The 24,702-nt window shown below is 51.8% G+C and carries 22 protein-coding genes; 16 read left to right on the forward strand and 6 right to left on the reverse strand.

Annotated elements, in window-relative coordinates:
- Window position 1 precedes the first annotated feature (1 nt).
- Complete coding sequence (locus ACLHZ1_RS05735; RefSeq protein WP_427261307.1) at window positions 2-2,131, reverse strand: hypothetical protein; 2,130 nt, start codon at window positions 2,129-2,131, stop codon at window positions 2-4.
- A gap of 631 nt (window positions 2,132-2,762) precedes the next feature.
- Between ACLHZ1_RS05735 and ACLHZ1_RS05740 the strand changes: the two genes are divergently transcribed.
- The gene (locus tag ACLHZ1_RS05740) at window positions 2,763-2,912 is read left to right on the forward strand and encodes a hypothetical protein (protein WP_427261308.1); all 150 of its coding nucleotides are present in this window, start codon (window positions 2,763-2,765) and stop codon (window positions 2,910-2,912) included.
- Between the two features lie 216 nt (window positions 2,913-3,128).
- On the opposite strand, the gene ACLHZ1_RS05745 is transcribed toward ACLHZ1_RS05740, so the two are convergent.
- The 4 genes from ACLHZ1_RS05745 to ACLHZ1_RS05760 form a co-directional block, all read right to left on the reverse strand.
- Window positions 3,129-4,358, reverse strand: coding sequence for an MFS transporter (locus tag ACLHZ1_RS05745; RefSeq protein ID WP_427261309.1), 1,230 nt, complete (start codon window positions 4,356-4,358; stop codon window positions 3,129-3,131).
- A gap of 76 nt (window positions 4,359-4,434) precedes the next feature.
- A complete protein-coding gene (locus tag ACLHZ1_RS05750; protein WP_427261310.1) occupies window positions 4,435-5,205 on the reverse strand; it encodes an ABC transporter ATP-binding protein in 771 nt (256 codons plus the stop codon).
- On the reverse strand, window positions 5,198-6,250 hold the full coding sequence (locus ACLHZ1_RS05755) for a FecCD family ABC transporter permease (protein ID WP_427261311.1): 1,053 nt from the start codon (window positions 6,248-6,250) through the stop codon (window positions 5,198-5,200). The genes ACLHZ1_RS05750 and ACLHZ1_RS05755 overlap by 8 nt, the downstream gene beginning before the upstream one ends.
- Before the next feature lie 115 nt (window positions 6,251-6,365).
- The gene (locus ACLHZ1_RS05760; protein WP_427261312.1) at window positions 6,366-7,487 is read right to left on the reverse strand and encodes an ABC transporter substrate-binding protein; all 1,122 of its coding nucleotides are present in this window, start codon (window positions 7,485-7,487) and stop codon (window positions 6,366-6,368) included.
- A gap of 405 nt (window positions 7,488-7,892) precedes the next feature.
- Between ACLHZ1_RS05760 and icd the strand changes: the two genes are divergently transcribed.
- The 12 genes from icd to ACLHZ1_RS05820 all read left to right on the forward strand — a co-directional run bounded on the left by icd (window position 7,893) and on the right by ACLHZ1_RS05820 (window position 21,487).
- Window positions 7,893-9,146, forward strand: a complete 1,254-nt coding sequence (icd, locus tag ACLHZ1_RS05765; protein ID WP_427261313.1) for an NADP-dependent isocitrate dehydrogenase — start codon at window positions 7,893-7,895, stop codon at window positions 9,144-9,146.
- Between the two features lie 546 nt (window positions 9,147-9,692).
- Window positions 9,693-10,757 (forward strand): dTDP-glucose 4,6-dehydratase, encoded by a 1,065-nt coding sequence (rfbB, locus tag ACLHZ1_RS05770; protein ID WP_427261314.1) that lies wholly within the window; start codon window positions 9,693-9,695, stop codon window positions 10,755-10,757.
- Window positions 10,758-10,907: 150 nt separating this feature from the next.
- Window positions 10,908-11,921 carry a UDP-N-acetylglucosamine 4,6-dehydratase (inverting) gene (pseB, locus tag ACLHZ1_RS05775; RefSeq protein ID WP_427261315.1) on the forward strand — a complete coding sequence of 338 codons (1,014 nt, stop codon included), beginning with the start codon at window positions 10,908-10,910 and terminating at the stop codon, window positions 11,919-11,921.
- An 8-nt stretch (window positions 11,922-11,929) separates the two neighbouring features.
- Window positions 11,930-13,093, forward strand: a complete 1,164-nt coding sequence (gene pseC / locus ACLHZ1_RS05780) for a UDP-4-amino-4,6-dideoxy-N-acetyl-beta-L-altrosamine transaminase (protein WP_427261316.1) — start codon at window positions 11,930-11,932, stop codon at window positions 13,091-13,093.
- Window positions 13,094-13,780: a pseudaminic acid cytidylyltransferase gene (gene pseF / locus ACLHZ1_RS05785; protein WP_427261317.1), complete on the forward strand. Its 687-nt coding sequence runs from the start codon at window positions 13,094-13,096 to the stop codon at window positions 13,778-13,780.
- Between the two features lie 5 nt (window positions 13,781-13,785).
- Window positions 13,786-15,303 (forward strand): UDP-2,4-diacetamido-2,4,6-trideoxy-beta-L-altropyranose hydrolase, encoded by a 1,518-nt coding sequence (gene pseG, locus ACLHZ1_RS05790; RefSeq protein WP_427261318.1) that lies wholly within the window; start codon window positions 13,786-13,788, stop codon window positions 15,301-15,303.
- An 11-nt stretch (window positions 15,304-15,314) separates the two neighbouring features.
- Window positions 15,315-16,349 carry a pseudaminic acid synthase gene (pseI, locus tag ACLHZ1_RS05795; RefSeq protein ID WP_427261372.1) on the forward strand — a complete coding sequence of 345 codons (1,035 nt, stop codon included), beginning with the start codon at window positions 15,315-15,317 and terminating at the stop codon, window positions 16,347-16,349.
- Window positions 16,350-16,384: 35 nt separating this feature from the next.
- On the forward strand, window positions 16,385-17,644 hold the full coding sequence (locus ACLHZ1_RS05800) for a lipopolysaccharide biosynthesis protein (protein ID WP_427261319.1): 1,260 nt from the start codon (window positions 16,385-16,387) through the stop codon (window positions 17,642-17,644).
- 1 nt (window position 17,645) lies between these two features.
- Window positions 17,646-18,548 carry a glycosyltransferase family 52 gene (locus tag ACLHZ1_RS05805; protein ID WP_427261320.1) on the forward strand — a complete coding sequence of 301 codons (903 nt, stop codon included), beginning with the start codon at window positions 17,646-17,648 and terminating at the stop codon, window positions 18,546-18,548.
- Window positions 18,549-18,757: 209 nt separating this feature from the next.
- Window positions 18,758-19,696, forward strand: coding sequence for a hypothetical protein (locus ACLHZ1_RS05810; RefSeq protein ID WP_427261321.1), 939 nt, complete (start codon window positions 18,758-18,760; stop codon window positions 19,694-19,696).
- Entirely contained in the window at window positions 19,697-20,737 is a 1,041-nt protein-coding gene (locus ACLHZ1_RS05815) for a glycosyltransferase family 4 protein (protein ID WP_427261322.1), read from the forward strand.
- The gene (locus tag ACLHZ1_RS05820) at window positions 20,738-21,487 is read left to right on the forward strand and encodes a glycosyltransferase family 2 protein (protein ID WP_427261323.1); all 750 of its coding nucleotides are present in this window, start codon (window positions 20,738-20,740) and stop codon (window positions 21,485-21,487) included.
- Window positions 21,488-21,582: 95 nt separating this feature from the next.
- Here ACLHZ1_RS05820 and ACLHZ1_RS05825 read toward each other — a convergent pair whose 3' ends face one another.
- On the reverse strand, window positions 21,583-21,747 hold the full coding sequence (locus tag ACLHZ1_RS05825) for a hypothetical protein (RefSeq protein ID WP_225315731.1): 165 nt from the start codon (window positions 21,745-21,747) through the stop codon (window positions 21,583-21,585).
- Window positions 21,748-21,786: 39 nt separating this feature from the next.
- On the opposite strand from ACLHZ1_RS05825, the gene ACLHZ1_RS05830 reads away from it, so the two are divergent.
- The 3 genes from ACLHZ1_RS05830 to rfbA are packed head-to-tail and all read left to right on the forward strand — an operon-like array spanning window position 21,787 to window position 24,678.
- Window positions 21,787-22,812 carry a sugar transferase gene (locus ACLHZ1_RS05830; RefSeq protein ID WP_427261324.1) on the forward strand — a complete coding sequence of 342 codons (1,026 nt, stop codon included), beginning with the start codon at window positions 21,787-21,789 and terminating at the stop codon, window positions 22,810-22,812.
- A 5-nt stretch (window positions 22,813-22,817) separates the two neighbouring features.
- A complete protein-coding gene (rfbD, locus tag ACLHZ1_RS05835; protein ID WP_427261325.1) occupies window positions 22,818-23,735 on the forward strand; it encodes a dTDP-4-dehydrorhamnose reductase in 918 nt (305 codons plus the stop codon).
- Between the two features lie 28 nt (window positions 23,736-23,763).
- Window positions 23,764-24,678, forward strand: a complete 915-nt coding sequence (rfbA, locus tag ACLHZ1_RS05840) for a glucose-1-phosphate thymidylyltransferase RfbA (RefSeq protein WP_427261326.1) — start codon at window positions 23,764-23,766, stop codon at window positions 24,676-24,678.
- Window positions 24,679-24,702: the final 24 nt, after the last annotated feature.

Raw genomic sequence — 24,702 nt, forward strand, 5'->3', positions numbered from 1 at the left:
CTCACCAGTAGTATTTGAGGGATCTGGCCCACACCGAGTTGCCATGGCGCTGCTTGAGGGTATTGAACCAGGCCTGCCGGGTGCCCTTGGGGATCTCCTGGCTGTCACAGCCGTTGTAGCCGGAGGGGGCATAGCACTGGATGGCGCGATAGAGGGCATAGCTCTTGTCCTCGGGCTCCGCCTTGGGGTTGGCCATCACGGCCTGATAGAGGGCGAGCCGACTCGGCGCCGTGACGCTCTCCTCTTGCGCCAACCCCCAGATCATCTCGCTATCCTGCCACGGGTCGATATGGGGATTCTTGTGGCGCAAGTACTCCCCGAAGCAGTTGAGGGCATGGCCATCCTCGGGGCGCTGCACCAGGGTGCCGAGGGTCTGGGCCAGATCCCGGCAGTGGTAGCCCTGGGGCGTCCCTTCCCCGCTCCACTGGAACGCCGAGAGGCGCACATCCCCGTTGGGCACGGGCTGCCAGGGGGCGTCGGCGGGCGGGGCGACCTCCTTGTGATCGGCGGGAATGAGGGCCAGATCCTGCAAGAAGGTGGCAGGGTCGCTGGCGATGAGATCCCGCACCAGCAGGGTATGGAGCGCAATCTGGCGCTCCGCCGCGCTCGGGCCATGCCTGACCTGCTGGCGCAAGAGGGCGGGATCGGCCGCCTGTTTGAGCACGGCGGTGCGGATGCGCAGCTGGGTGATGGGGCTGCCCGGCTGGAAGATGGCCGCCGTGTTGCCGGTGCGCACCCAGTGATCCGCCAGCAGGTTCTCCACGAACGCCTGCTGGGCCTTGCCAAGGGGGGAGGCCACCAGCGCCAGCAAGGCCTGCTCGGCCTTGTCAGAGGCCTTCATGCCCTGCCAGGCCCAGATCCGCAGGATCTGGCGGCTGAAGGCGAGGGTCGAAACATCCGGTTCCGGCGACGCCGGCAGCAGGGTCAGCACCTGCTCAAACTCCTTGTCCAGGAGCAGGGCGTAGGCGTGCAGATAGGTGGCCTCTTGCGTGTTACCCGCTTCATGCAACTGTGTGATGGCGGCATCGAGCTGCGCATCACTCCAATGGCGTTTCTGGTCATAGTTGGTTCTGAGGCCACGCAGTGCGTTGGCAAACAGCAGGTCCGGTTGGGTTTTATCCTGGTAGACGGGGGCGTTTCGATAGGCGTCGGCACTGAGCAGGGCGAGATCGATCTCGTTCACCAGGGCCTCCAGCGCAGGCAGGCTGCGGGTAGTGGCCATGGCTTCGGCGTAGGCATCGCGCAGCGCAGACCAGTCCCCCGACATCCACTGGATGCGCCTGAACAGCCCCTCGGTCGAGCTGGCGTAGCGCCCCTGCGGGTAGGCCGCCAGATAGGCCCGACCCTGGGTCATGGCGCGGCGAAGGGCGGCCTTGTCGCTCTTGCGCACATCCTCGCCGCCGTATTCGTCTTTTGCCTCCTTCATCGCCAGGTTGATCTCAGTGCGCATCACCATGTAGGTGGCGCTCTCGGCCACCCAGGGGGCCCTGGCTTGCTGCAAGGCGGCAAAACCCGCGCGGGCCTCGTCAAACCGGCCGTCGTAGAAGTGTTGGGCGGCCTGCAGATAGTCGCGCCACTCCCGGGCGGCGGCGCTCATCTCGACCCCGTCCTCCTGCGGGATGGCCTGCCGACCGAGGATCAGCAGGCGCATGCGCAGCAGGGGCACCCGCTGCTGTGGGGTTACCTCGCTCTGCTCGAGGGCGTCCAGAAACGCGCTGACCGAGGAGAGGGAGTTGGAGATGGCGTGCCCATAGAGGGAGTCGCGGCCCGCGTAGGGCTCGAGCAGCGGGGGGAGCGAGGGATCATGGGCGGCCAGCCTGCTGCCCAGCTGCTCGCGCAGCGCCGGGTCTTCCACCTCCTCTGGCTGGGGGAGGCGCATCAGGGAGAAGAGAGGCTTGTCCCGCTCGTTGACCGGATCCGCCGGCAGGGTGAAGGGGAGGGGAATCCGCTGCCGGTCGGCGAGCAGCATCAGCAGATTGCCCTTGGTGTCGTTGTCATTGAGATAGAGCGGGTAGGCGGGCAGCGGGCACTCGGTGAGCCAGAAGCGGCAGCCATCCCCGTCGCCGGAGGCGAGGGCGGGCACGGCGGCAAGGGCGGCGGCCAGCGCAGAGCCATAGATCAGAATTTTCATCGGAGGCGGTATCCATTCGGTGTCGATTGGCCACTCCTCGCAGAACAGGCCACAGAGGTGAGTCGCAATGGTCGGCCATGGTACGAGATAGGGTCGCAATCGACAACCTCTTGGCCACCAGAACCGGCGCGTCTCCCGGAATGGGGAGGCAGGCTCTCCCTTGGCGAGGGGAGCCGTGATCCATGAGATGGCATGGCGCCATGCAAGAGCGTTTTTTGGTCGCAGTCCATCTATTTTTTTGATTAATAATCTAACTTACCATCCATTAATTCGATGTTTAATGCGCCTCTTCGTGGGTTGGCCATGGATGTCAGAGAGGTGCTGCGTGAAAAAAATGTGCATAGCCAGAGGCCGCTGAGAGGGCGGGTCAGGCAACTGAATGAATTATGATTAATGTATTGATAAATATGGAGTATTAATCTTTCCTCTGGTGTGGTTCAGGGATGAAATCAAGGGCCTCACAAGAGGCTTTTGTTCATTTTTTAGATTGGTTTTTGCATAATCAATCGTTTATTTAGTTGGACAATCGAGGAAGGTTCGGTGTCCAATCGGGGGAGTAGGTTGGCCAGCTTCATTGATATGGGCAGAGCCGTCAGCCAGTGTGTAACCCGAGATGTAAGGAGACATCCTGATGGAAAAACTTGACCAACAAATCGACACCATGCGCCAGGAATTTGAGTCACAGGGGCAAAAGCAGGCCCATGACAAGTGGCAAGCCAGGGTCGATGAGCTGCAGCGGGAACGCACCGAAGCCCCCCAGCCGGAAGCGGCAGAACACTAGCCCCCGACGACCATGTCATGATGGTCATCGGTTGAGCAGATAAGAGAAACCACCGCCCCGATTCGGGGCGGTGGTTTTTTTCAAGGCGCAGAGCATGGGATCTTGACGCCAGGAGAACGCTCTATCGCTGAGCCCAGCTGTTCGGGGCTGGGATCTGCCTCATCTCCTGCGGCTCGCCCATCTTCATGGAGGGCCATGAGCATGTTGTTGTGCTCATCACGGGGAAGAGGTGGCGCCGGCGGTCACGGCTGCTCTGAGGTGGGTGTAGAGGCCAAACCCGGCCAGCAAGCCGACCAGGGCCAGCAGCAGCCAGATGGCGGTGGCGGGGCGGGTGCCTGCGTCCCCCAGCATAAAACCGATGAAGAGGTTGCCAAAGAGAGCCATGCAGCCCCCGGCGCTGGCATAGAAGCCGTAGTAGCTGGCGAGCTGCTCTGGGGGGGCGTAGCGGGGCAACTGGGCGGCAAAGAGCGGGAAGCAGAGGATGGAGCCCAAGGAGAGCAGGGCCACCTGCGCCAATACCCCCGCCGTCGGCCAGGGGGAGAGCAGCGGCAGGGCCAGATAACTCAGCCCCATCAGGCTGATGCCGAGCCCCATGGCGAGCGGTACCCCCAGGCGGCGCTCCACCAGGCGGGATGCCGGCAGCTGGAGCAGGACGCCGATCACCGCCGAGAGGGTGAAGACGCCGCCGAGCAGGTGAGTGGCGTCCGGCAGGCTCTGGATATGGGCGGGCAGGGCCAGATAGAGCTGGTGGAACAGGATCTGATAGCTGCCCGCCAGCAGGGTGAACATCATGAAGGGGCGCTGGCGCACGATGGCACCCCACTGACTGAGAATGGCGCCGCGTGGAGTCTGGTTGGCCACCGGGCGTTTGGGCAGCACCCGATACTGCAGCACCCCCAGCAGGGCGAACAGGCTGGCCGCCAAGAGCCCGGTCAGGGCATAGCTCTGCTGGGTCAACGTCAGGCCGACCAGGGGGCCGAGCAGCATGCCCGCCTGGCTGGCGAGATTGTGAAGGGCGAAGGCGCGCTGGCGCTGGCTCGGGGTGCCGCATTCGCTGGCCAGATAGGCCTGGGCGCAGGGGGTGAACAGGGCCCCGGCAAAGCCGGTCAGGGCGGCGGCCAGCAGCAGTATGGGCAGGGATTCGGCCCAGCCCAGCAGCAGGAAGCCGACCGATCGCACCAGGCAACCCCAGACGATGGCGGGGTGATAGCCGATGCGATCACCGAGCGTCCCCCCCAGCAGGAAAAGCCCCTGCTGGCTGAAGACCCGCATCCCCATGACCAGGCCGCAGGCCCAGCCGGCGAGGCCAAGGCCGCTGCCCATGTGCTGGGCTAGGAAGGGCAGCATCATGTAGAAGCCGAGGTTGAACGCCAGGCCATTGATGATGAGCAGGCGGGCGGCCGGGCTCATGCCCTGCCAGTCCCGCCAGTAGGAGGCGCGGCTCATGCTCCATTGCTCCGGGTGTGGGACCTGCGCGCCCGATGCTGCGGGCTGCGGCTCGGGGCACTTGCTCTAATGGCCATCATGATTGTCTGCGCACGGTACGAAGGAAGGGGATGCCGCTCTGATCGTGGCTGATCTGCACCGGCACCTGATAGAGGCGCTCGATGAGGTCGGCGTCGAGCACTTGGGCGGGGGGGCCGAAGGCTTGCAGATCGCCCCCCGCCAGCACGATCAGCTGATCGGCAAACTGGGCCGCCAGGTTGAGATCGTGCAGCACCACCAGGGTGATCCACTGCTGGGCCCGAGTCTGCTGGCAGAGGTGCTCCATCAGCTGCATCTGGTGGTGCAGGTCGAGGGCGCTGACCGGCTCGTCCAGCATCATGATGCGGGGGTCACGCAGCAGCACCTGGGCGAACAGCACCATCTGGCGCTGGCCGCCGCTCAAGGAGTAAAGGGGGCGATCCGCCAGATGGGCGATGCCGAGGGCCTGCAGGGCGCGGCCGGCCGCCAGTATGTCTTCGTCCGCGAGGCGCATGGAGAGGCTGTCGAGGCGCCCCAGCACCACCACCTCGATGACGCTCAAATCCAGCTCCAGCTGGATGTTCTGGGGCATGTAGCCAAATTGCTGGCGCCATTTTGCCTGGGTCATCTGGCGCGGCGATTGCCCGGCCAGGCGGATCTCGCCGGCGGCCGGGGTCAGCTCGTCAAACAGGGTGCGCAGCAAGGAGGTCTTGCCGGTCCCGTTCGGGCCGATGATCACATGGACCTGACCCGGGTGCAGGGTGAGGTCGAGGTCCCGCAGCAGGGTCTGCTGGCCGAGGGAGAGGGAGAGTCGGGATATCTCAAGCACGTTTACGCCCCCTGCCGAGGATCAGCCAGATGAAGAAGGGCACGCCAATGAGCGCGGTGACGATGCCGATGGGAAAGAGGGAACCGGGTACGATGGATTTGGAGAGCACCGAGGCGGCCGACAGCATGCAGGCGCCGCACAGGGCGGAGAGCGGGATCAGGAAGCGTTGGTCTTCCCCCACCAGCATGCGGGCGATGTGGGGGGCCACCAGGCCGACGAAGCCGATGATGCCGACGAAGCTGGTGGCGGTGGCGGTGAGCAGGGCGACCAGGATCAGGGTCTTCATGCGCAGCCTGTCCACATTGACCCCCAGGCTCCGAGCCCTGGCCTCCCCGAGGCGCAGACTGGTGAGGGCCCAGGCGTCCCGGTAGATGAGCAGGGTGCAGATCAGGGTGACGGCGGCCGTGATGGCCAGGGCATCCCAGGTGGTGCGCATCAGGCTGCCAAACAGCCAGAACATGATCTGCTGGTTGAGCTCGGGGGAGGAGAGAAACTGCAGCAGGGAGAGCAGGGACTGGAACAGGAACAGCAGGGCGATGCCCGCCAGGATCAGGGTCTGGCTGCTGACGTTGCGCATCATGGCGAGGCCAAACAAGAGGCAGGCGGCCACCATGCACAGGATGAAGGCCCCGGCCGGAATGGCAATCAGGGGAGGGAGCCCGAGCCCGCCGGTATAGAGCGCCAATGCGGCGCCAAGCCCGGCCGCAGCCGCGAGACCCAGGGTGTAGGGGCTGGCCAGGGGGTTGTCCAGCAGGGTCTGCATCTGCACGCCGCCAAGGCCCAGCGACGCACCGACCACCAGAGCCATCAGGGCGATGGGCAGGCGCATGTCATGGACTATGGTGCGGGTCATGGCGTCCGCCTGGGCGGGGGCGATCAGGGCATCGATCACCTCGCCAAGGGGCAGCAGGGAGGGGCCGGTGGCGATGTCGAGCACCAGGGTAATGCACAGCACCAGGCTGAGCAGCGCCAGCCAGTGCCAGCGGCGGCGTTCCCGTTGCCGTTGACGGGTGAGGGTCTGCTGGAGGGCAGCCAAATCATTCATGATAACCATCCTGACGCGGGCGCTCTTGATGAAGCGCCCTGTGGGTAACAAGCGAGGGCGAAGGCGTTGCCTGCCTTGACGGCAGCGCGAGCCGCAGTGGTCTGCGGCTCGGGACTCAGTTCGCCTGGGGCGGGTTTACCCCCAGCATAAAGGTGCCCTCTGGGCGAATGGGCAGATAGGCCTGGTAGAAGCCCTGATAGGTGGCCAGGGGGTCGAGATCCTCGAACAAATCCGGGTAGAGCGCCTTGGCCATGAACTCGATGAGGGCGGCATCCATGATGCTGCGGGTGGCGCCGTGATAGACGGCGTAGAGGCGACCCTGCTGCACCGCGGGCAGATCGCGCCAGCCCGGACGGGCGGCAAAGCCCTGCAGGCGCTGGCGCACCGTCTCGGCGGAGATGTCCTGGCCGACCTGCATCGCCTCTGCGCTGCTCACGCTCTCGTAGCCCGCCATCAGGATGACCTCCGGTTTGCTCGCCAGCAGTTGCTCCGGATGGATGGTGCCCCAGCGATCGACGAAGGGGGCCGCGACGTTGTCACCCCCGGCCAGCAGCGCCATGGCGCCCCACATGTCCTTGCCATAGGTGTAGCTGTACTCGGCCGGGCCCTTGTCCCCCAGCTCGATGTAGACCCGGGGCGGCTGACGTTTCGCCTGGGCGATGCGCGAGGTGATGGTCTCAATCTTGGCCTGATACTCGTCGGCCATCTTGCGGGCGCGGGCCTCCTGGCCGGTCAGTTTGCCAAGCAGCAGGGTGCTCGCCATGTGGCGGGCCAGGGTCTGGGCGTTGTAGTCCACCACCACCACAGGGATGCCCGCCTGCTCGAGGCGCGGCAGATCCGGGGCCAGGGCCTCGTATTGCCACTGGGCCAGGATCACCAGATCGGGCTTGACCGCCAACGTCTTCTCGATGGAGAAGCTCTGATCCTGCACGTTGCCAAGGTCCGGCACCTTGGCCAGTTGCGGCTCTTTGGCGACATAGAGCGACCAGATGGCGGGGCGTGACTTGACGAACCAGCCACGGGACATGCCCACCAGGCGATCGGCGCCCCCCTCACCGGCCACGGCCAGGTAATCCTCGGGATAGAATCCGAGCACGATGCGGCTCGCAGGCAGGCTCAGTGAGACCTTGCGGCCCATCACATCTTCCACTTCAACGGGGGCGGCGGCCTGTGCCATCCAGCTCATCAGGGTGAGCTGACCAAGCAGCAGCAGCCTTGCCAGGGGGGAACGAAACATCTTGTTGGAACCTCGGGGGGATGGACGGAAAAAGGAAAGTGAGAACTATTACTATTTCATCGCCAAAACGCAATGGGGTTTTGCATGGTTTGTCCTCTCCCTCTCCCCTCAGGCACAGCATTTGCGCGGCGCTGACACAATGTGTGCTCCTTATGGGTCTTGTTATGGCTCAACTCATCCAGCAGATGACGCCGACTGGCATCGGGGCGCCCTGCTTGGGCGTCGCCGGGGGAGGGGGGTAAAGCGCGGGCGCGCCTCCTGCTTTATCCTGGCCCGGGTGCATTGTGATCCAGTGCGCGACTATGGTCCGCGCTGTGTGCTCGCCATTTGATTATGTAAAGGGATGGGCTAAGATGGCCGCGCGAAATGATCAGATTGATAACAAACGGAAGTTAGGAGATGCCGATGGAAAGCAAAGTAGTAATCCCGACCCAGGGTCAGAAAATCACCGTTGCAGCCGATGGCAAGCTGAACGTGCCGAACAACCCCATCATTCCGTTTATCGAAGGGGATGGTATCGGCGTTGACGTGACCCCGGCCATGCTGAACGTGGTCAACGCTGCGGTCGAGAAGGCTTACAAAGGCGAGCGTTCGATCGCCTGGATGGAGATCTACACGGGTGAGAAGTCCACCCATGTCTATGGTGAAGGCGCCTGGCTGCCGGCCGAGACCCTGGATTTCATCCGTGAATACTGTGTGGCCATCAAGGGCCCGCTGACCACCCCGGTCGGCGGCGGTATCCGCTCCCTCAACGTGGCTCTGCGCCAGGAGCTGGATCTCTACGTCTGCCTGCGCCCGGTGCGCTACTACCAGGGCACTCCCAGCCCGGTCAAATCTCCCGAGCTGACCGACATGGTGATCTTCCGCGAGAACGCCGAAGACATCTACGCCGGCATCGAGTGGAAGGCGGACAGCGAGGAAGCCAAGAAGGTGATCGCCTTCCTGCAAAACGAGATGGGCGTGAAGAAGATCCGCTTCCCCGAGTCCTGCGGCATCGGCATCAAGCCCATGTCCAAGGCGGGTACCGAGCGTCTGGTGCGCGCCGCCATCGAGTACGCCATCGACAACGACCGCGACTCCGTGACCCTGGTGCACAAGGGCAACATCATGAAGTTCACCGAAGGTGCCTTCAAGGATTGGGGCTATGCCCTGGCCCAGAACGAGTACGATGCCCAGCTCATCGACGGTGGCCCCTGGTGCTCCTTCAAGAACCCGAAAACCGGCAAGACCATCGTCGTCAAGGACGTCATCGCCGATGCCTTCCTGCAACAGATCCTGCTGCGTCCGGCCGAGTATGACGTCATCGCCTGTATGAACTTGAACGGCGACTACATCTCCGACGCCCTGGCCGCTCAGGTCGGCGGTATCGGCATCGCCCCTGGCGCCAACATCGGCGACGGCGTTGCCCTGTTCGAAGCCACCCACGGCACCGCACCGAAATATGCCGGCCAGGACAAGGTCAACCCGGGGTCGCTGATCCTCTCCGCCGAGATGATGCTGCGTCACCTGGGCTGGACCGAGGCGGCAGATCTGGTCGTGAAGGGGATGGAGCGTGCCATCGCCAACAAGACGGTCACCTATGACTTCGAGCGACTGATGGAAGGCGCCACCCTGCGCTCCTGTTCCCAGTTCGCTCAGGACATGATCGATCAGATGTAATCTATTGGTTAACTTGATATTAAGAGGTAGCCATCACCCGATGGCTGCCTCTTTTCGTTAGCCGGTTCCAAAGGAAGGAGCCTTCCTGGCTGAGTAGAGGCAATACATCGGTCGAGGATAAAGCTAGATTCTAATGACACCTTATTAGTTGAGGGTTAATCGACCAAACGGGCCCTGGCAATTTGCTTTTCGGTATCTCTTGGCGGGAGGGAAGTGATAGAATCCGAGGCTGTTTTAACGACTGTCCATGAGTGTTTTTCATGGAGAGCCCAGAGCCCAGAGCCCAGAGCGCATCTGCTCATCTCTGAGTTCCCGATGCGAATTCCTGCAGTGCTAAGCGTCACCTGAGGTCAACACCATGATCCTTGCACGCACACAATCCGGTCAAAAGCAGCAAGCTGGGGGCTGTAACTCAGGGGCGGTAGCTATGGCATTCGAGAGCCAGCTATGTTGAGCCGGGGCATATTCAGGCTGAGTTTATTGATAATAAATATCATTTTTCCACATGCAATTCTTGATTTTGATCAGTAGGTCAATAACGCATTTATGAAGATATTAGTCACTGGTGGTTGCGGCTTTATTGGTTCGGCGCTTGTGCGTCATCTCATCAGGCAAACGCAAGATACAGTGGTCAATGTCGACGCATTGACCTATGCCGCCAATCCAGCAGCCTTGGCTGAATGTAGCGATTCCCCCCGTTACCACTTTGAGCATGCCAATATCTGTGATGGTGGCACCATGGCCCGCATCTTTGCAGCATATCAACCCGATGCCGTGATGCATCTGGCCGCAGAGAGCCACGTTGATCGCTCCATCACCGGCCCTGCCGATTTTATCCAGACCAATATCGTGGGAACCTATATGCTGCTGGAAGCGGCCCGCACTTACTGGAATGGGCTGGATGAGGCACGCAAGGCAGCATTTCGCTTCCATCATGTCTCCACCGATGAGGTATATGGGGACCTGCCTCACCCGGATGAATTGACTCCCGGCGCTCCTCTGCCGTTCTTTACCGAAAACACCTCGTATGCGCCGAGCAGTCCCTATTCTGCTTCCAAGGCATCGAGCGACCATCTGGTGCGCGCCTGGCACCGAACATACGGGCTGCCCGTACTGGTGACCAACTGCTCGAACAACTACGGGCCCTGGCAACATGCGGAGAAACTGATTCCACAAACGGTCGCCCACGCCCTGGCGGGCAAGCCGATCCCTCTTTATGGCCAGGGAGATCAGATCCGTGACTGGCTCTATGTGGAGGATCATGTCAGAGCGCTGTTGCTGGTGCTGATCAAGGGGCGGGTAGGAGAGACCTATAACATCGGGGGCCACAATGAGAAGCGCAATCTGGAGGTGGTGCAGACCATCTGTGATCTGCTGGACGAATTGGTGCCCTTGTCCCCATGTCCCCTTGAGGGAGAAGAGCCGGGGGGAAAGGTGAAAAGTTATCGGGATCTAATCACCCATGTGGCTGACAGGCCCGGCCATGACCGTCGTTACGCTATCGATGCGGGAAAAATAGCCACTGAATTGAAATGGCTGCCGCAGGAAAGTTTTGAGTCAGGATTGTATAAAACAGTACAATGGTATTTAGATAGCCCGCGGTGTTTGTAAAACTAACGCAATGAATATTGATAATATTCATTGCAATTATCCAAAGACATTTTAATCCCAATAGGCAATACTGATTTTTGATAAGTTTAGTATTGGAATCACTAATGCAGTGATAACTTGTTTAATTTGAGAGAACATATAGGAATTGTTATGCTGAATAATAAAACAGTATTAATCACAGGTGGTACGGGATCATTTGGTAAACAATTTATAAAAACTATCCTTGAGCGCTACCCCAAAGTTAAGCGTATTGTCATTTTTTCTCGAGATGAACTAAAGCAATCTGAATTACGTTTAAATTATCCGCAAAAAGATTATCCACAACTGCGCTTTTTCATTGGCGATGTACGTGATCGTAGTCGAATGGTTCAGGCGTGCGAAGGAATCGATGTCATTATTCATGCTGCAGCTATTAAACAAGTAGATACAGCTGAATATAACCCGACAGAGTGCATTCGCACTAACGTCGATGGTGCTGAAAATGTTATCCACGCTGCTTTGCAGTGTGGAGTAAAAGAAGTTGTAGCGTTGTCAACAGATAAAGCTTGTGCGCCGATCAATCTTTATGGAGCGACAAAGCTGACTTCTGACAAGTTGTTTACAGCAGCAAATAATATCAAAGGTTCGCGAAATATAAGATTCAGTGTAGTTCGCTATGGAAATGTAATGGGGTCTCGGGGTTCTGTAATCCCATTTTTCTTGAAAAAACGTGCTGAAGGTGTGTTGCCGATCACCCATGAAGAAATGACGCGTTTTAATATTTCACTGCAAGATGGTGTTAATATGGTGATGTATGCTCTGGAGCATCATCTCGGTGGTGAAATTTTTGTGCCAAAAATCCCATCGTATCGTATTTTAGATATAGCAACAGCAATATCTCCTGAATGCAAGACGAAGGTAGTTGGTATTCGTCCAGGAGAAAAACTGCATGAAGAAATGATTACAGATACCGATTCATTGAACACAATTGATTTGGGCCGCTATTACGCAATTTTACCTTCTGTGTCATTCAATCATACAGAAGAAGACTATATTAAGCATCATAATGCCGTAAAAGTACCGTTTGGTTTCAAATATAACTCAGGTACTAACACTGAGTGGGAGACCGTGGAGTCTCTGCGGGAATTGATAAAAACTCATGTAGATGCCAACTTTGAAGTGTGAGATAAAACGTGATTCCATACGGTAAACAAGAGATCACTCAGCAAGATATTGATGGCGTGGTTGCGGTGTTACAATCTGATTTTCTAACTCAGGGACCAAAAGTCCCTGAATTTGAAAAACATTTAACAACCCATACTGTCGCAGCTTATGCGTTGGCTGTAAATAGTGCTACTTCGGCACTACACATTGCCTGTTTGGCTTTGGGGCTTGGTCCTGGTGATGTTTTATGGACAAGTCCAGTTACTTTTGTTGCATCGGCTAATTGCGGTTTGTATTGTGGCGCCAAAGTCGATTTTGTAGATATAGATCCAGATACATATAATCTGTGTCCGAAGCAATTGGAGAAAAAGCTAATTGCAGCTAAAGCCAATGGTACCTTACCCAAGATAGTCGTTCCTGTTCATTTATGTGGCCAACCTTGCGACATGGTAGCGATTTCCCGTCTGGCAACTGAATATGGCTTTAAAGTTATCGAGGATGCATCACATGCTATCGGAGGTAGTTATTTAAACGAACCCATTGGTAATTGTCGATACAGCGACATTACAGTATTTAGTTTCCATCCGGTTAAAATTATCACTACTGCTGAAGGTGGCGCAGTGGTAACTAACCAAAAAGATTTAGCTGATAAAATGGCCTTGTTACGTAGCCATGGTATCACCCGTGATACAAGGCAGATGAAAGGCGAAAGTCATGGTGGTTGGTATTATCAACAGATTGATTTGGGCTTTAACTACCGAATGACCGAGTTACAAGCTGCATTAGGGATAACTCAAATACAACGCCTTGATGAATTTATCGCTGCTCGTCATCGCTTGGCTGACCGTTATAACAGACTTTTGAAGCGGTTACCGATAGTCTTACCATTTCAGTTAGAAAACACCCATTCTGGATTGCATCTTTACGTTATTCGTCTTCAACTTAATAATATTTCATTAACGCACCGAGAGGTTTTTGATGCGTTACGTGAAAATGGTATCGGGGTGAATGTTCATTACATACCTGTACATACACAGCCTTATTACGAAGACTTGGGATTCAAATCTGGTGATTTTCCTGAGGCAGAGCAATATTATCGTGAAGCTATTTCTTTGCCGATGTTCCACGGCATGACAGAAGAGCAGCAAGATAAAGTAGCACGCGTATTGTCTGATATATTGGAAGGGAAATAAATGAATATTGCCATCATCCCTGCCCGTGGTGGCAGTAAGCGTATTCCTAGGAAAAATATCAAACCATTTCATAGCAAGCCAATGATCGCATGGTCTATCTTAGCTGCTAAGAAGGCAGGTTGTTTTGAACGTATAATTGTTTCAACCGATGATGCAGAAATTGCTGCTGTTGCACTCGAATATGGTGCTGAAGTGCCATTTATTCGCCCGGCAGAGATTGCTAACGATTATGCCACTACTGGTGAGGTGATAAGCCATGCCATTAATTGGTTAATAAAGCAGCAAGGACAAATGCCGGAGAACGTATGCTGCCTCTATGCAACAGCACCTTTTGTTGAGCCTGATGATTTATGCCAGGGATTAGAATTGTTAACGTTCAACAATGAATGTCAGTTTGTCTTCAGTGCTACTCGCTTTTCGTTTCCGATTCAACGCGCTATCAAGCTTGATGAGTCGGGTTGGGTGAGTATGTTTCATCCCGAGTATCAACTAACTCGTTCCCAAGATCTGGAGGAAGCCTACCATGATGCGGGGCAATTTTATTGGGGAAAGGCTAATGCTTGGCTTAATAAATTACCTATATTTGCCGTGCATACACAGGTAGTTCTATTACCTAGCCACAGGGTGCAAGATATTGATACTCAGGATGATTGGCTGCGTGCCGAGAAGCTATTTACGCTAAGGTAATAGCCATGAAGTTTTTTATTCGCACCGATGCATCACGTTGGATAGGTTCCGGCCATGTAATGCGCTGCCTAGTGCTAGCCGATGGCTTAAAATCGGCAGGTCATCAGGTAACATTTATTTGTAGACCGCAAGATGGTGATTTGCTCGATTTGATTACTGCGCGTAACCATAATCTGCTTGCCTTGTCATCTCTGACAACTGCTATCAGACCTGAGCATGGTGCTGATTATTCTTCTTGGTTGCAAGTGCCATGGCAACAAGACGCTGCAGATGTATTAGCAAGTGTGGTATACGCTGACTGGCTGATAGTTGATCATTATGGAATTAATGCTCAGTGGGAACGGGAAATAAGGCTGTCGCTAAATTGTAAACTTTTGGCTATCGATGATTTGGTGCGCCCCCATGATGCTGATTTTATTCTGGATCAAACGCTTGACCGCACTCCAGAGGTCTATTTTGAGTGTTTTAATATATCAGAAAAGCAGCCTGTAGTATTAAGTGGAGTTGCATACGCATTGCTGTCTTCACAATTTGAAAAAATAAGAAATCAGGGGATACTGCGAGCCCCTATTAGTCGTCAGCCTAGGGTTTTACTCTCCTTTGGTGGTATTGATGAGCCAAATGTGACGCTAAGGGTACTTATGGCGTTAAGTGAGTTTAATGCTGTATTTACCGTGCTGTTAAGCCCTCGAGCACCACACTATCAAGCAGTTAAAACGTGGTGCGATGAGCATGTTAATGTTGTTCATCACGATTTTATACAAGATATGGCAATCTTGATGAGCGAGCACGATCTGGCCATCGGTGCTCCAGGGACAACCACTTGGGAGCGAGCCTGTCTGGGATTACCAAATATAGTAATTCCGATAGCAGCAAACCAACAGGCCATTTGCCAAGCATTGTTGGCGCATCAAGCAGCTTTATTAGTACAACAATCTGATATTGAAAGTAGATTAATCCCTGCACTGCATGACTTGTTAAATAATTATAAAAAATACGTAGATAATAATCTCGAGTTGTGTGATGGCAAGGGGGTGCAGCGAGTCATTAATACTATTATGGCTAATACAGAAATATCAGGTTTTAGGCTAAGACCGGTATCAATTGATGATACTCTACTGATTTATCAGTGGCAATCTGATCCAGTAACCAGACGTTATGCTCTCAATCCCAATCCCCCTAGTTGGGTAGAGCACAAAAGCTGGATGGAAAAAAAAATACAGCGCCAGCAAGATTATTTCTTTTTGATAATTAATGCTGAAAATAGCGAACCCTATGGTGCAGTTAGACTAGATGAACTAGATACTGACAATTATCTTATCTCAATTTTTGTTGCTCCTAACAAGCATGGTCAGGGTATTGGATTAACAGGTTTGAAATTACTTGATAGATGCCTACCAAGAATCAGGATTCATGCCACTGTACTGACCGAAAATATAGCATCGCAGCGCCTTTTTTCTAACGCTGGCTACCAGCAGGTAGCGCCAGATAAATTTATAAGAGAACCATTATGGACAAAATAATCAAGCCATTTATTACCATCAATGGCCGCAAGATTGGCCCTGGCTATCCACCATATATTATTGCGGAACTCTCCGCTAACCACAATGGCGATATCAATCGTGCTTTTGCGATCATGGAAGAGGCGAAAAAAGCGGGCGCGGATGCAATAAAACTCCAAACATATACCGCAGACACTATTACTCTTGAATGTGATAGTGAGGAATTTCAAATTCACGGTGGGCTATGGGATGGTAAAAATTTGTACCAACTCTACAAAGAGGCCCAAATGCCGTGGGAGTGGCATCAACCGTTGTTTGAGAAAGCCAAAGAGTTGGGGATCACCATCTTCAGTTCTCCTTTTGACTTTACTGCTGTTGATTTGTTGGAAGATCTTGACGCACCAGCCTACAAGATAGCGTCTTTTGAGTTGATAGATTTGCCATTGATAAAACGTGTGGCGCAAACAGGTAAGCCAATGATCATGTCTACCGGCATGGCCAATGAGGAAGAGATTACCGAAGCGATTGCTACTGCGCGGTCCAATGGTTGCCAAGAGTTGGTCGTGTTGCACTGTGTTAGCGGTTACCCTGCTCCGGCGGATCAATACAATCTGCGGACCATTGCCGATATGGCTGAGCGTTTTGATGTGCTATCTGGCTTGTCTGATCACACTATCGATAATGCCACCGCTGTGGCAGCGGTAGCATTGGGGGCTTGTTTAATCGAAAAGCATGTCACCATGGATAGAAATGGCGGAGGGGCTGATGATAGCTTCTCGCTCGAACCTCATGAGCTAGCCGCGTTATGTAAAGATGCTAAAACTGCCTGGTCAGCATTAGGTAGCGTAAATTATAATCGTACCGAAGCTGAAAAAGGCAATGTCAAATTTCGGCGATCTTTATATGCGATACGAGACATTAAAGCTGGGGATGTATTAAGTAATGAAAATGTGCGTAGCATTAGGCCCGGATTTGGTTTGGCGCCGAAGTATTTAGAGCAAGTACTTGGTAAAACGGCTATTGTTGATATTAAACGCGGAACTCCGTTATCATTTGAATTTATTTAAGAAGGTGGTGAAGCTTGTGCTTCACCCAATAAAATATGTCTCTAGCTAAAAGCTCCTTAGTTTATCTTATTTCAAATATTATCAATGCATTAATCCCATTTTTATTATTACCAATATTGACTCGGCTGCTTTCACCTGCTGAGTATGGTCAAGTAGCCATGTTTCAAACCTTAGTCGCCGGTTTGGTTGCATTCGTAGGTTTAAATGCGGTGGGTGCCGCTAATCGTAAATTTTATGATCATAACAACAGCCCACAAGAACTTAGTAAATATAATGGTGCTTGTTTACAAATACTGCTAGGCTCAAGTATAGCTCTATGTATTTTGTGCACATTATTTTCTGATTTTTTTGTTGAATTTTTGTCTATTCCTTCCAATTGGATTTACAGTGCTTTATTGTTTAGCGTTTTAAGCTTTGTAATAAACCTGCGCTTAGGGCAGTGGCAAGTTCGGAGTGAGGCTTTTAAATTTGGCGCAATGCAGATTAGCAATAGCCTATTTAATATGGGGCTATCACTGTTATTGGTGGTTACCTTGCATTATGGTGCTCAAGGAAGGGTTGATGCCCAGGTTATAGCGGCTGGTATATCTGCGGTCATTGCGATATATTTTCTGATTAAAGATAGATTAGTTAATCTACGTTGCCTACGCCTAGATTATATTAAACAAGCACTACAGTTTGGCATACCACTTATCCCCCATGTTTTTGGTTTTTTTCTTCTCTCCGCCGTTGATCGTTTTGTTATCAATCAAAGGTTAGGGCTTGGCCAAGCTGGTATATATATGGTTGCAGTTCAGTTGAGCATGGCATTGAATATTATATTTGATGCCATCAATAAAGCTTATGTTCCTTGGCTGTTTGATATTTTAAAGCGAAATAAACTAGCCGAAAAACGTAAGGTTGTTAAGTATACCTATCTCTATTTTATATTGCTACTACTGGCTGCTCCTATACCTTTCCTGATTGGACCTTGGATGTTAGTTCTAATTGCAGGTGAAGAGTACCGTGCAGCAGGGGACGTTATCGGCTGGCTCTGCCTTGGTCAAGTATTTGGTGGGATGTACTTGATGGTGACCAACTATATTTTCTATGTGAGAAAGACAGGAGCACTATCTGTTATTACTATCTCATCTGGTTTGTTAAATTTGTTACTGTTGATCGTGATGGTAGATGGATATGGCTTAATTGGTGCGGCATTGGCATTTGTGTTGTCAAAGTTGGTGCAGTTTGCGATGACTTGGTGGCTTTCTTATTCTGTTTTGGCTATGCCATGGCTAAAAAATAAAAGGGTGTAAAATGGATTTAGTTATTTGCAATACACCTTTTCAGGTGTTACAGATTCAAAACATGATTGATAAAGGAATTATTAATGAATTCGAGTTATTTTATTTTTCTTCAAAAAAAACTGATCAAATGAATTTTTATTTTGACTTATTAAAAAAAAGGGCATGTAAATCGACCTTTTATATAAGTAACAAGAAATTTCCATATCATATTTTGGATATGAGAAGGGTTTTTAAGGGGAGGAGGTATAGAAATATATATAGCGCATCGGTTGATAGTGTTTATACCCATAGTATTTTATCATTTTCTCATTTTTTAAATTTTTTCTCATTTGATGATGGCTCTGCAAATCTCATTGAAAACTCTGCTTATTATGTAGATCAAAGAAGTTGCTTAAAAAAGAACTTATTTAAGCTTCTTGGGTGTTGCTATGATTTGGAAAAAACAAAAATGGCAATTAATTGTCATTACACAATATATAAAAATCGAGAAAACATTGTTTCCAATAGAGTGGAGGTTGAATTCGAGTTTTTTTCGCGGAATAATATCGTTACAATCACAAATAAAAAGCCAGTGGCAAATGTATTGCTTGGTCCGGTATTTCATGAACTGTCACTAAGTAATTCAGATAAAAAAAGTTTAATTAAAAAATTATCTGCCCTTGTTAAGGGGGAAAATTGCTATTATATCCCTCATCCCAGAGAAACAGAATTTCACTTTGAATATGCCAAGTGTATTGAAGGGCTTGAAATAGCAGAAAGTAAAATATTGAGTTTATTAAATGAGTATGATTACATAAATGTTTATGGATTTAATAGTTCTGTGCAAATAAATCTTAGTTCGCATCATGATATTAGAAATATTCTATTGGATACAAGTTCGATGCTGAATGAATCTGCCTCCCATCCGAAGTAAATTGATATTCAAATTTAAAATGGGGGGGTAAAATGATAAATTTCCATAAACTAATGATTCAATTGACATTGGGTTCTATTTTATTGAAGGTTTTGACTGGAAGCCCAATCTTTATAATGGTTTCTTTTTTGTTTTCTAGTGTTTCTTTTGTGTTGTGCTTTTCTAGAGATATAAAAATACGAAATATTTTATTGTATATGTATTTATTCATGTTGCTGTATGTTATTGCTTTTGGCTTGTACCATGTTGAGTCAGATGATAAAAATTACTTCTTATATGTAATATATGTCACGTTAGCAATTCAAATTTCCTATATAATTAGGGAGTTTGATTTCTCTTATCAAGCTGCAAGATTTTTACTTACATTATCGCTTTGCTGGACAATATACCACATTCTGCATATAGGCTATAATCCTGATGCGTATAATAATCTTTTAGATGGTAGCCGAAATTATATAAGTGCACATCTAGTTATATTTTTAGCTTATTATTTGTTTGCTTGTAAAAAGGAAATGATAAATATTAATTTAATTTATCCTGCAACGGTAGTAGTCTGTTGCTTCTTCTTATTCGGTCGCAGTGGTATTGCTTTGTCAATATTTTTGTTTTTGCTTGCTGTTGCACAAAAAAATAAGGTGTATATAATCTCAATTGTGTTTGCAGGCATTATTATTGTGTATTTTTATCAAGATATATTGATAAGTCTTTTTGCTAATAGTAATTTTTCTCATGGAGTAGATTCTGAGCGAAGCATAATGTTGGCTGAATATATTTCGTCTATGACCGATTGGAAAGGTTTTTTATTTGGGGTTGATTTCAAGTCTTGTTGTGAAACAATAGTAGCATTCAAAATAAATCCTCATAACTCATTCATTAATATGCATTCAAGATTTGGTGTTTTCCCATTCATCATACTTTTCATTACTTACTTGTATATGCTTTATAAGCGAATCTTCTTTCGTAATTTGATGGTTAACATACTTGTTTTGGTTGTGTTCGCTAGGTATTTTGTTGATTCAATAGGTTTTTTTGGAATTATAGATTTTATTTTGCTTTCTCTTTTTAGTTATCTATTGCTAGGTGAAAAAAAATCTTGTGAAAAAGAAAGTTCTATTTCTTCTGTAAATCCATCAAAAATAGAGTGTTAAATGAATAAAAATGTAGTCATTGTAATACAGGATATAACAAAGGCAGGAGGAACTGAACGTGTGGCGACATTCATTTCCAATAGCCTTTCTAAATTAGGCTATCATATTACCTTGCTTTCCTTAGATGGGAAAGAGGGTCAACCATATTACTCTTTATCAGTAGATGTACGCTGCATTTTTTTAACGTCACCATCTTTGTTTTATTTAGTTGAGGAATTAAAACGTTATAAGGATGATACGATTATTTCAGTATCCATGGGGCGTTTATCATTTAAGTTATCACTGCTGCATTCCCTATTTAGGTTGAAAGGAAGGGTAATTTTAAGCGAGCACGTTGCATATGAAACCTCACCTTCGTGGATTCGTGCTTTAAAACGATTAAGCTATCATCTTGCCGATGAGTTGGTGTTATTGACACAACATGATCAATCCATTCTCGATGGAAAGGTCAAAGCCAATGTGAGTGTCATTTCCAACGCCAGTGCGTTTCCGGTGCAAGGAGTAGATAGCCTGGATAAAAAGAAAAAAATCGTCTTGGCGGTTGGTCGTCTCACCTATCAAAAAGCATTTGATCGTTTATTGCATATCTGGGCTGCTATCGACGACAAGAAGGGGTGGGAGCTGCGTATCATCGGAGATGGAGAGGATCGCAGCAAGTTGCAAAAGATTGTCGATGATCATGCTCTTGCTGATACAGTTTCCTTGCTCCCCGCCGCCAAGAACATTGACATTGAGTATGCCAATGCGAGCATTCTGGCGATGACCTCCCATTATGAAGGCCTTCCTCTGGTATTGATAGAATCGAAGTCTTTTGGATTGCCAGCGGTTGCATTTGATTGCAAGACTGGGCCAAGAGAAATTATCAGCGAAGGTGTTGATGGATTCCTGGTATTGGATGGTGACATGGAGGCATACAAGGACAAGTTGGTCTATTTAATGAACTCGGATGATGAACGAAGAAACATGCAGCTCGCAGCCTTGTCTGCAGCAGAACGCTATTCACCCGAGATCATTGTCAAACAGTGGATGAGGTTGATATAAATGCCATTTGAATCAGTGTCTATTATCATGCCCGCATATAATGTGGCAAGATATATAAGGCATAGTGTTGAATCTGTATTGTCACAATCATTTGGCGATTGGCGCCTCTATATTGTTGATGATGCATCAACAGATGACACAGCAAATGTTGTGGCAGATATCCATGATGATAGAATCGAATATATCCTGCTCAAGGATAATGGTGGTGTAGCCAATGCCCGCAATGTCGGCATTCAATCTGCCAAGGGCAAGTATATTGCTTTTCTAGATAGTGATGATCTCTGGGAAGCAAACAAACTGGAAAAACAGATATCTTTGCTGGAGCAAGGGTATGCTGTGGTGTGTGGCAATTACTCTACTTTTCTCTCTGATGACATTGATCGCCCCGTGGCAGTGCGAACCAGTCCGATGGAATTCAGCTACAAGGATATGCTGAACAGCAACCGGATCGGAAATCTGACGGGAATATATAACCGCGAACTGCTTGGCACATTTTACCAAGAGCGCTGTGGGCATGAAGATTACCTGATGTGGCTTGCAATAATGAAGGTTGCAAAAAAGGCTGCCTGCGTTCAAGACATCGTTGCTCGTTATAGATTGAGTTCAAACTCATTATCTGCAAATAAATTGACCGCAGCAAAATGGCAGTGGCATATCTATCGGCACAAGTTGTTGTTAAGTTTGCCAGATAGTTTGTATCATTGGCTCAGCTATGTCGTCATCGCGTTGAAAAAACGAATTCGCGAGTAGAATTAGAAAGTTATGTATTTATTTGACCTTTATTTCGATCTCTGGGGGTAACTTTGTCCTTTCAACGCCGTCACTCACGCTGGTATGAGCGTGTGTTATTCAGCCCTCCTGCCTTGTTCATCTTCGGGGCCTTGCTTGCGGTTTGCCTGCCTGCCATTGAGCGATGGGGCCTGGAATTTTGGCATCACCTCGATGCCGTCCGGATCAATACCCTGAGCGGTGCCTTTGTGGCGTTTCTGCTGACCGGGATTGTGCTGCATCGCTTCCTGCGCTATCCGGGCGCGAGTCCTGTGGCCTATATGATCCCGACTGTCACGACGCTCTACGGTACTTTGGTGGGGGTTCTCTTCTTCCTGCGGCTGCCTTACAGCCGCCAGGTATTGTTTGAGTCGTATCTGGTTGCCTTGCTTTGCTGCTGGCTCGCCTACTTCATCGGCCGCCGTTACCGGACCCCCAAATACGCCTTGCTACCCTTTGGGGACTATCAGGCCCTGACCCGGCACGAGTGTGTGCAGTGGCGTCTGCTGGACAAACCCGATCTCGGGGCCGTGCGTTATGACGCCGTGGTGGCAGATCTTCGGGATGAGAAGCTGGCGGGTGAGTGGGAGCGTTTCCTGGCGCGCTGCGCCCTGGCGCATATCCCCGTCTATCACATCAAGCAGATCAGCGAGACTCTGACCGGTCGGGTGAAGATCGACCATCTGCACGAAAACCAGCTCGGCTCCCTGTTGCCATCCCCAATCTATGCCTTCATCAAGCGGGGCATGGACATACTGGCTGCGTTGATCGCCATCCCGCTGTTCTCGCCGCTGATGCTGGTGACGGCAGTCTTGATCAAGCTGGAGAGCCCGGGCCCCGTGATGTTCCTGCAAAATCGGGTCGGCAAGGGCAACAAGGATTTTTGCATCTACAAGTTTCGCAGCATGTGCAAGGATTCGGAAAAAGCCGGCGCCCAGTTTGCTCAGGATGGCGACATGCGCGTCACCCGGGTGGGCAAGGTGATCCGCAAGCTGCGCATCGACGAGCTGCCCCAGTTCTTCAACGTCCTCAAGGGCGACATGAGTCTGATTGGACCGAGGCCGGAGCAGCGCACCTTCGTCGATCAGTTCGAACGGGAGATTCCTTTTTATATGTACCGTCATATCGTGCGGCCCGGGATCAGCGGTTGGGCGCAGGTGGTGCACGGTTATGCTGCCGATGCCGATGATACCCGCATCAAGATCGAGCACGATTTTTACTACATCAAGCACTTCTCCCTCTGGCTGGATGTGCTCATCGTGTTCAAGACCATCCGCACCATTCTGACCGGTTTTGGCGCGCGGTAATCCCGATGCGGATTTTGTTGCTCGGGGCTCGTGGCCAGTTGGGACGAGCCCTTTTTTCTGTCCTCTGCCGGGATTATCCCGATTGGCAGGTGACGCCCCTTGGCAGGGCGGATTGTGACATCACCGCCCCCCGTGCGCTGATTGGCGCCCTGGATCGCCATCAACCGGATGTGATCCTAAACGGGGCGGCCTATACGGCGGTCGACCTTGCACAGAGTCAGCCTGAGCTGGCAGAGCGCATCAATCATCAGGCGGTAGCATGGCTTGCCCGGGAAGCCTCTGACAGAGGGGCGCTGCTGGTGCATTTTTCCACCGATTATGTGTTCGATGGCAGTGGCAATACACCCTGGACGGAGGGGGATAAACCTGCGCCCCTCAATGTCTATGGCGCCAGCAAGCTGGCCGGCGAGCAGGCCATTCAGGGCCTGTGTCCCCATCATCTGATCATTCGTACCAGCTGGCTTTATGGCGGGGAGGGGCCGCACTTCGCTCGTACCATCTTGCGCCGTGCCAAAGAGGGCCAGTCCCTTGAGGTGGTGGCGGATCAATGGGGAGTGCCGACTCAGGTACACTGGCTGGCAACGTCCGTTCTCCTGGCGCTGGCGCATATCGTGAAGGCGCCAGACAAGGGCGGCCTCTATCATCTCTGCCCCGCAGGCGAGACGAGCTGGCATGGCTTTGCCTCGGCCCTGGTAGCGGAAGGTTGTCGGCTTGGTCTGCTGGCGTGGCCCGTTCCGATAAAACCCATTCCTTCGGCGAGCTGGCCCCAGGCGGCCCGTCGTCCGCTGAACTCCAGGCTCGATTGCCGATTGTTCTCCAGCGTTTTTGGCATCGCACTGCCGTCCTGGCAAGCGCAGATGACGGAGTGGCTGGCCAGCCAGGGGGCACAACCCGATGGGCCTGATGAACCGCCTCTCCCATAGCTCTCCTTCATTCAACCCAAGGTACGTCATGACCCAACGTAAAGGCATCATATTGGCCGGAGGATCTGCCACCCGGCTCTATCCAGCGACGCTGGCCATCAGCAAGCAACTGCTGCCGGTCTATGACAAGCCCATGATCTATTACCCCCTCTCAACCCTGATGCAGGCGGGTATCCGTGACATTCTCATCATCAGCACGCCGCTGGATCTGTCCCGCTTCGAGCTGTTGCTGGGGGATGGCAACCAATGGGGAATGCAATTCAGCTACGCGGTGCAGGAAGAGCCTGCCGGGTTGGCCCAGGCGCTGCTCATCGCCGAACCTTTTCTGGCCGGCAGCCCCTGTTGCCTCATCCTGGGGGACAACATCTTCTATGGCGCCGATCTTTCCCGCCAGTTGCTCCGCGCGAGTGCCAAGACGCAAGGCGCCACCCTGTTTGCTTATCATGTACAGGATCCCGAACGTTATGGGGTGTTGGGATTCGATGATTCGGGTCGAGTGCAGACGCTGATCGAAAAACCCGTCGAGCCCCCGAGTCACTATGCCGTCACAGGTATCTATTTTTATGACGGGCAAGCCAGCGCCAGAGCGCACCGTTTGCAACCTTCTGCCCGGGGAGAGCTGGAGATCACCGACCTCAATATGAGCTATCTCGGGGATGAGGCGCTGGAGGTCTGTCTGATGGGGCGAGGTTCTGCCTGGCTCGATACGGGGACGTACGACAGTCTGCAGGAGGCCAGTAGCTTCATTCAGACCCTGGAAAAGCGGCAAGGCCTCAAGGTGTCGGCGCCTGAGGAGATAGCCTGGCGTCTGGGCTGGATCTCGGACGAACAACTCGCCGCGTTGGCCGAGCCTCTGCTCAAGAGCGGTTATGGTGAGTATCTGTTACAGCTGTTGGCGCCAGCCTTGTCGCGGCCGGGTCAGCCCCCCTCGTCCTTTATCTGATGCGGCTTGAATGAACTGGCAATC

Source organism: Aeromonas sobria (assembly GCF_050266975.1).
Taxonomy (GTDB): Bacteria; Pseudomonadota; Gammaproteobacteria; order Enterobacterales; family Aeromonadaceae; genus Aeromonas; species Aeromonas sobria_B.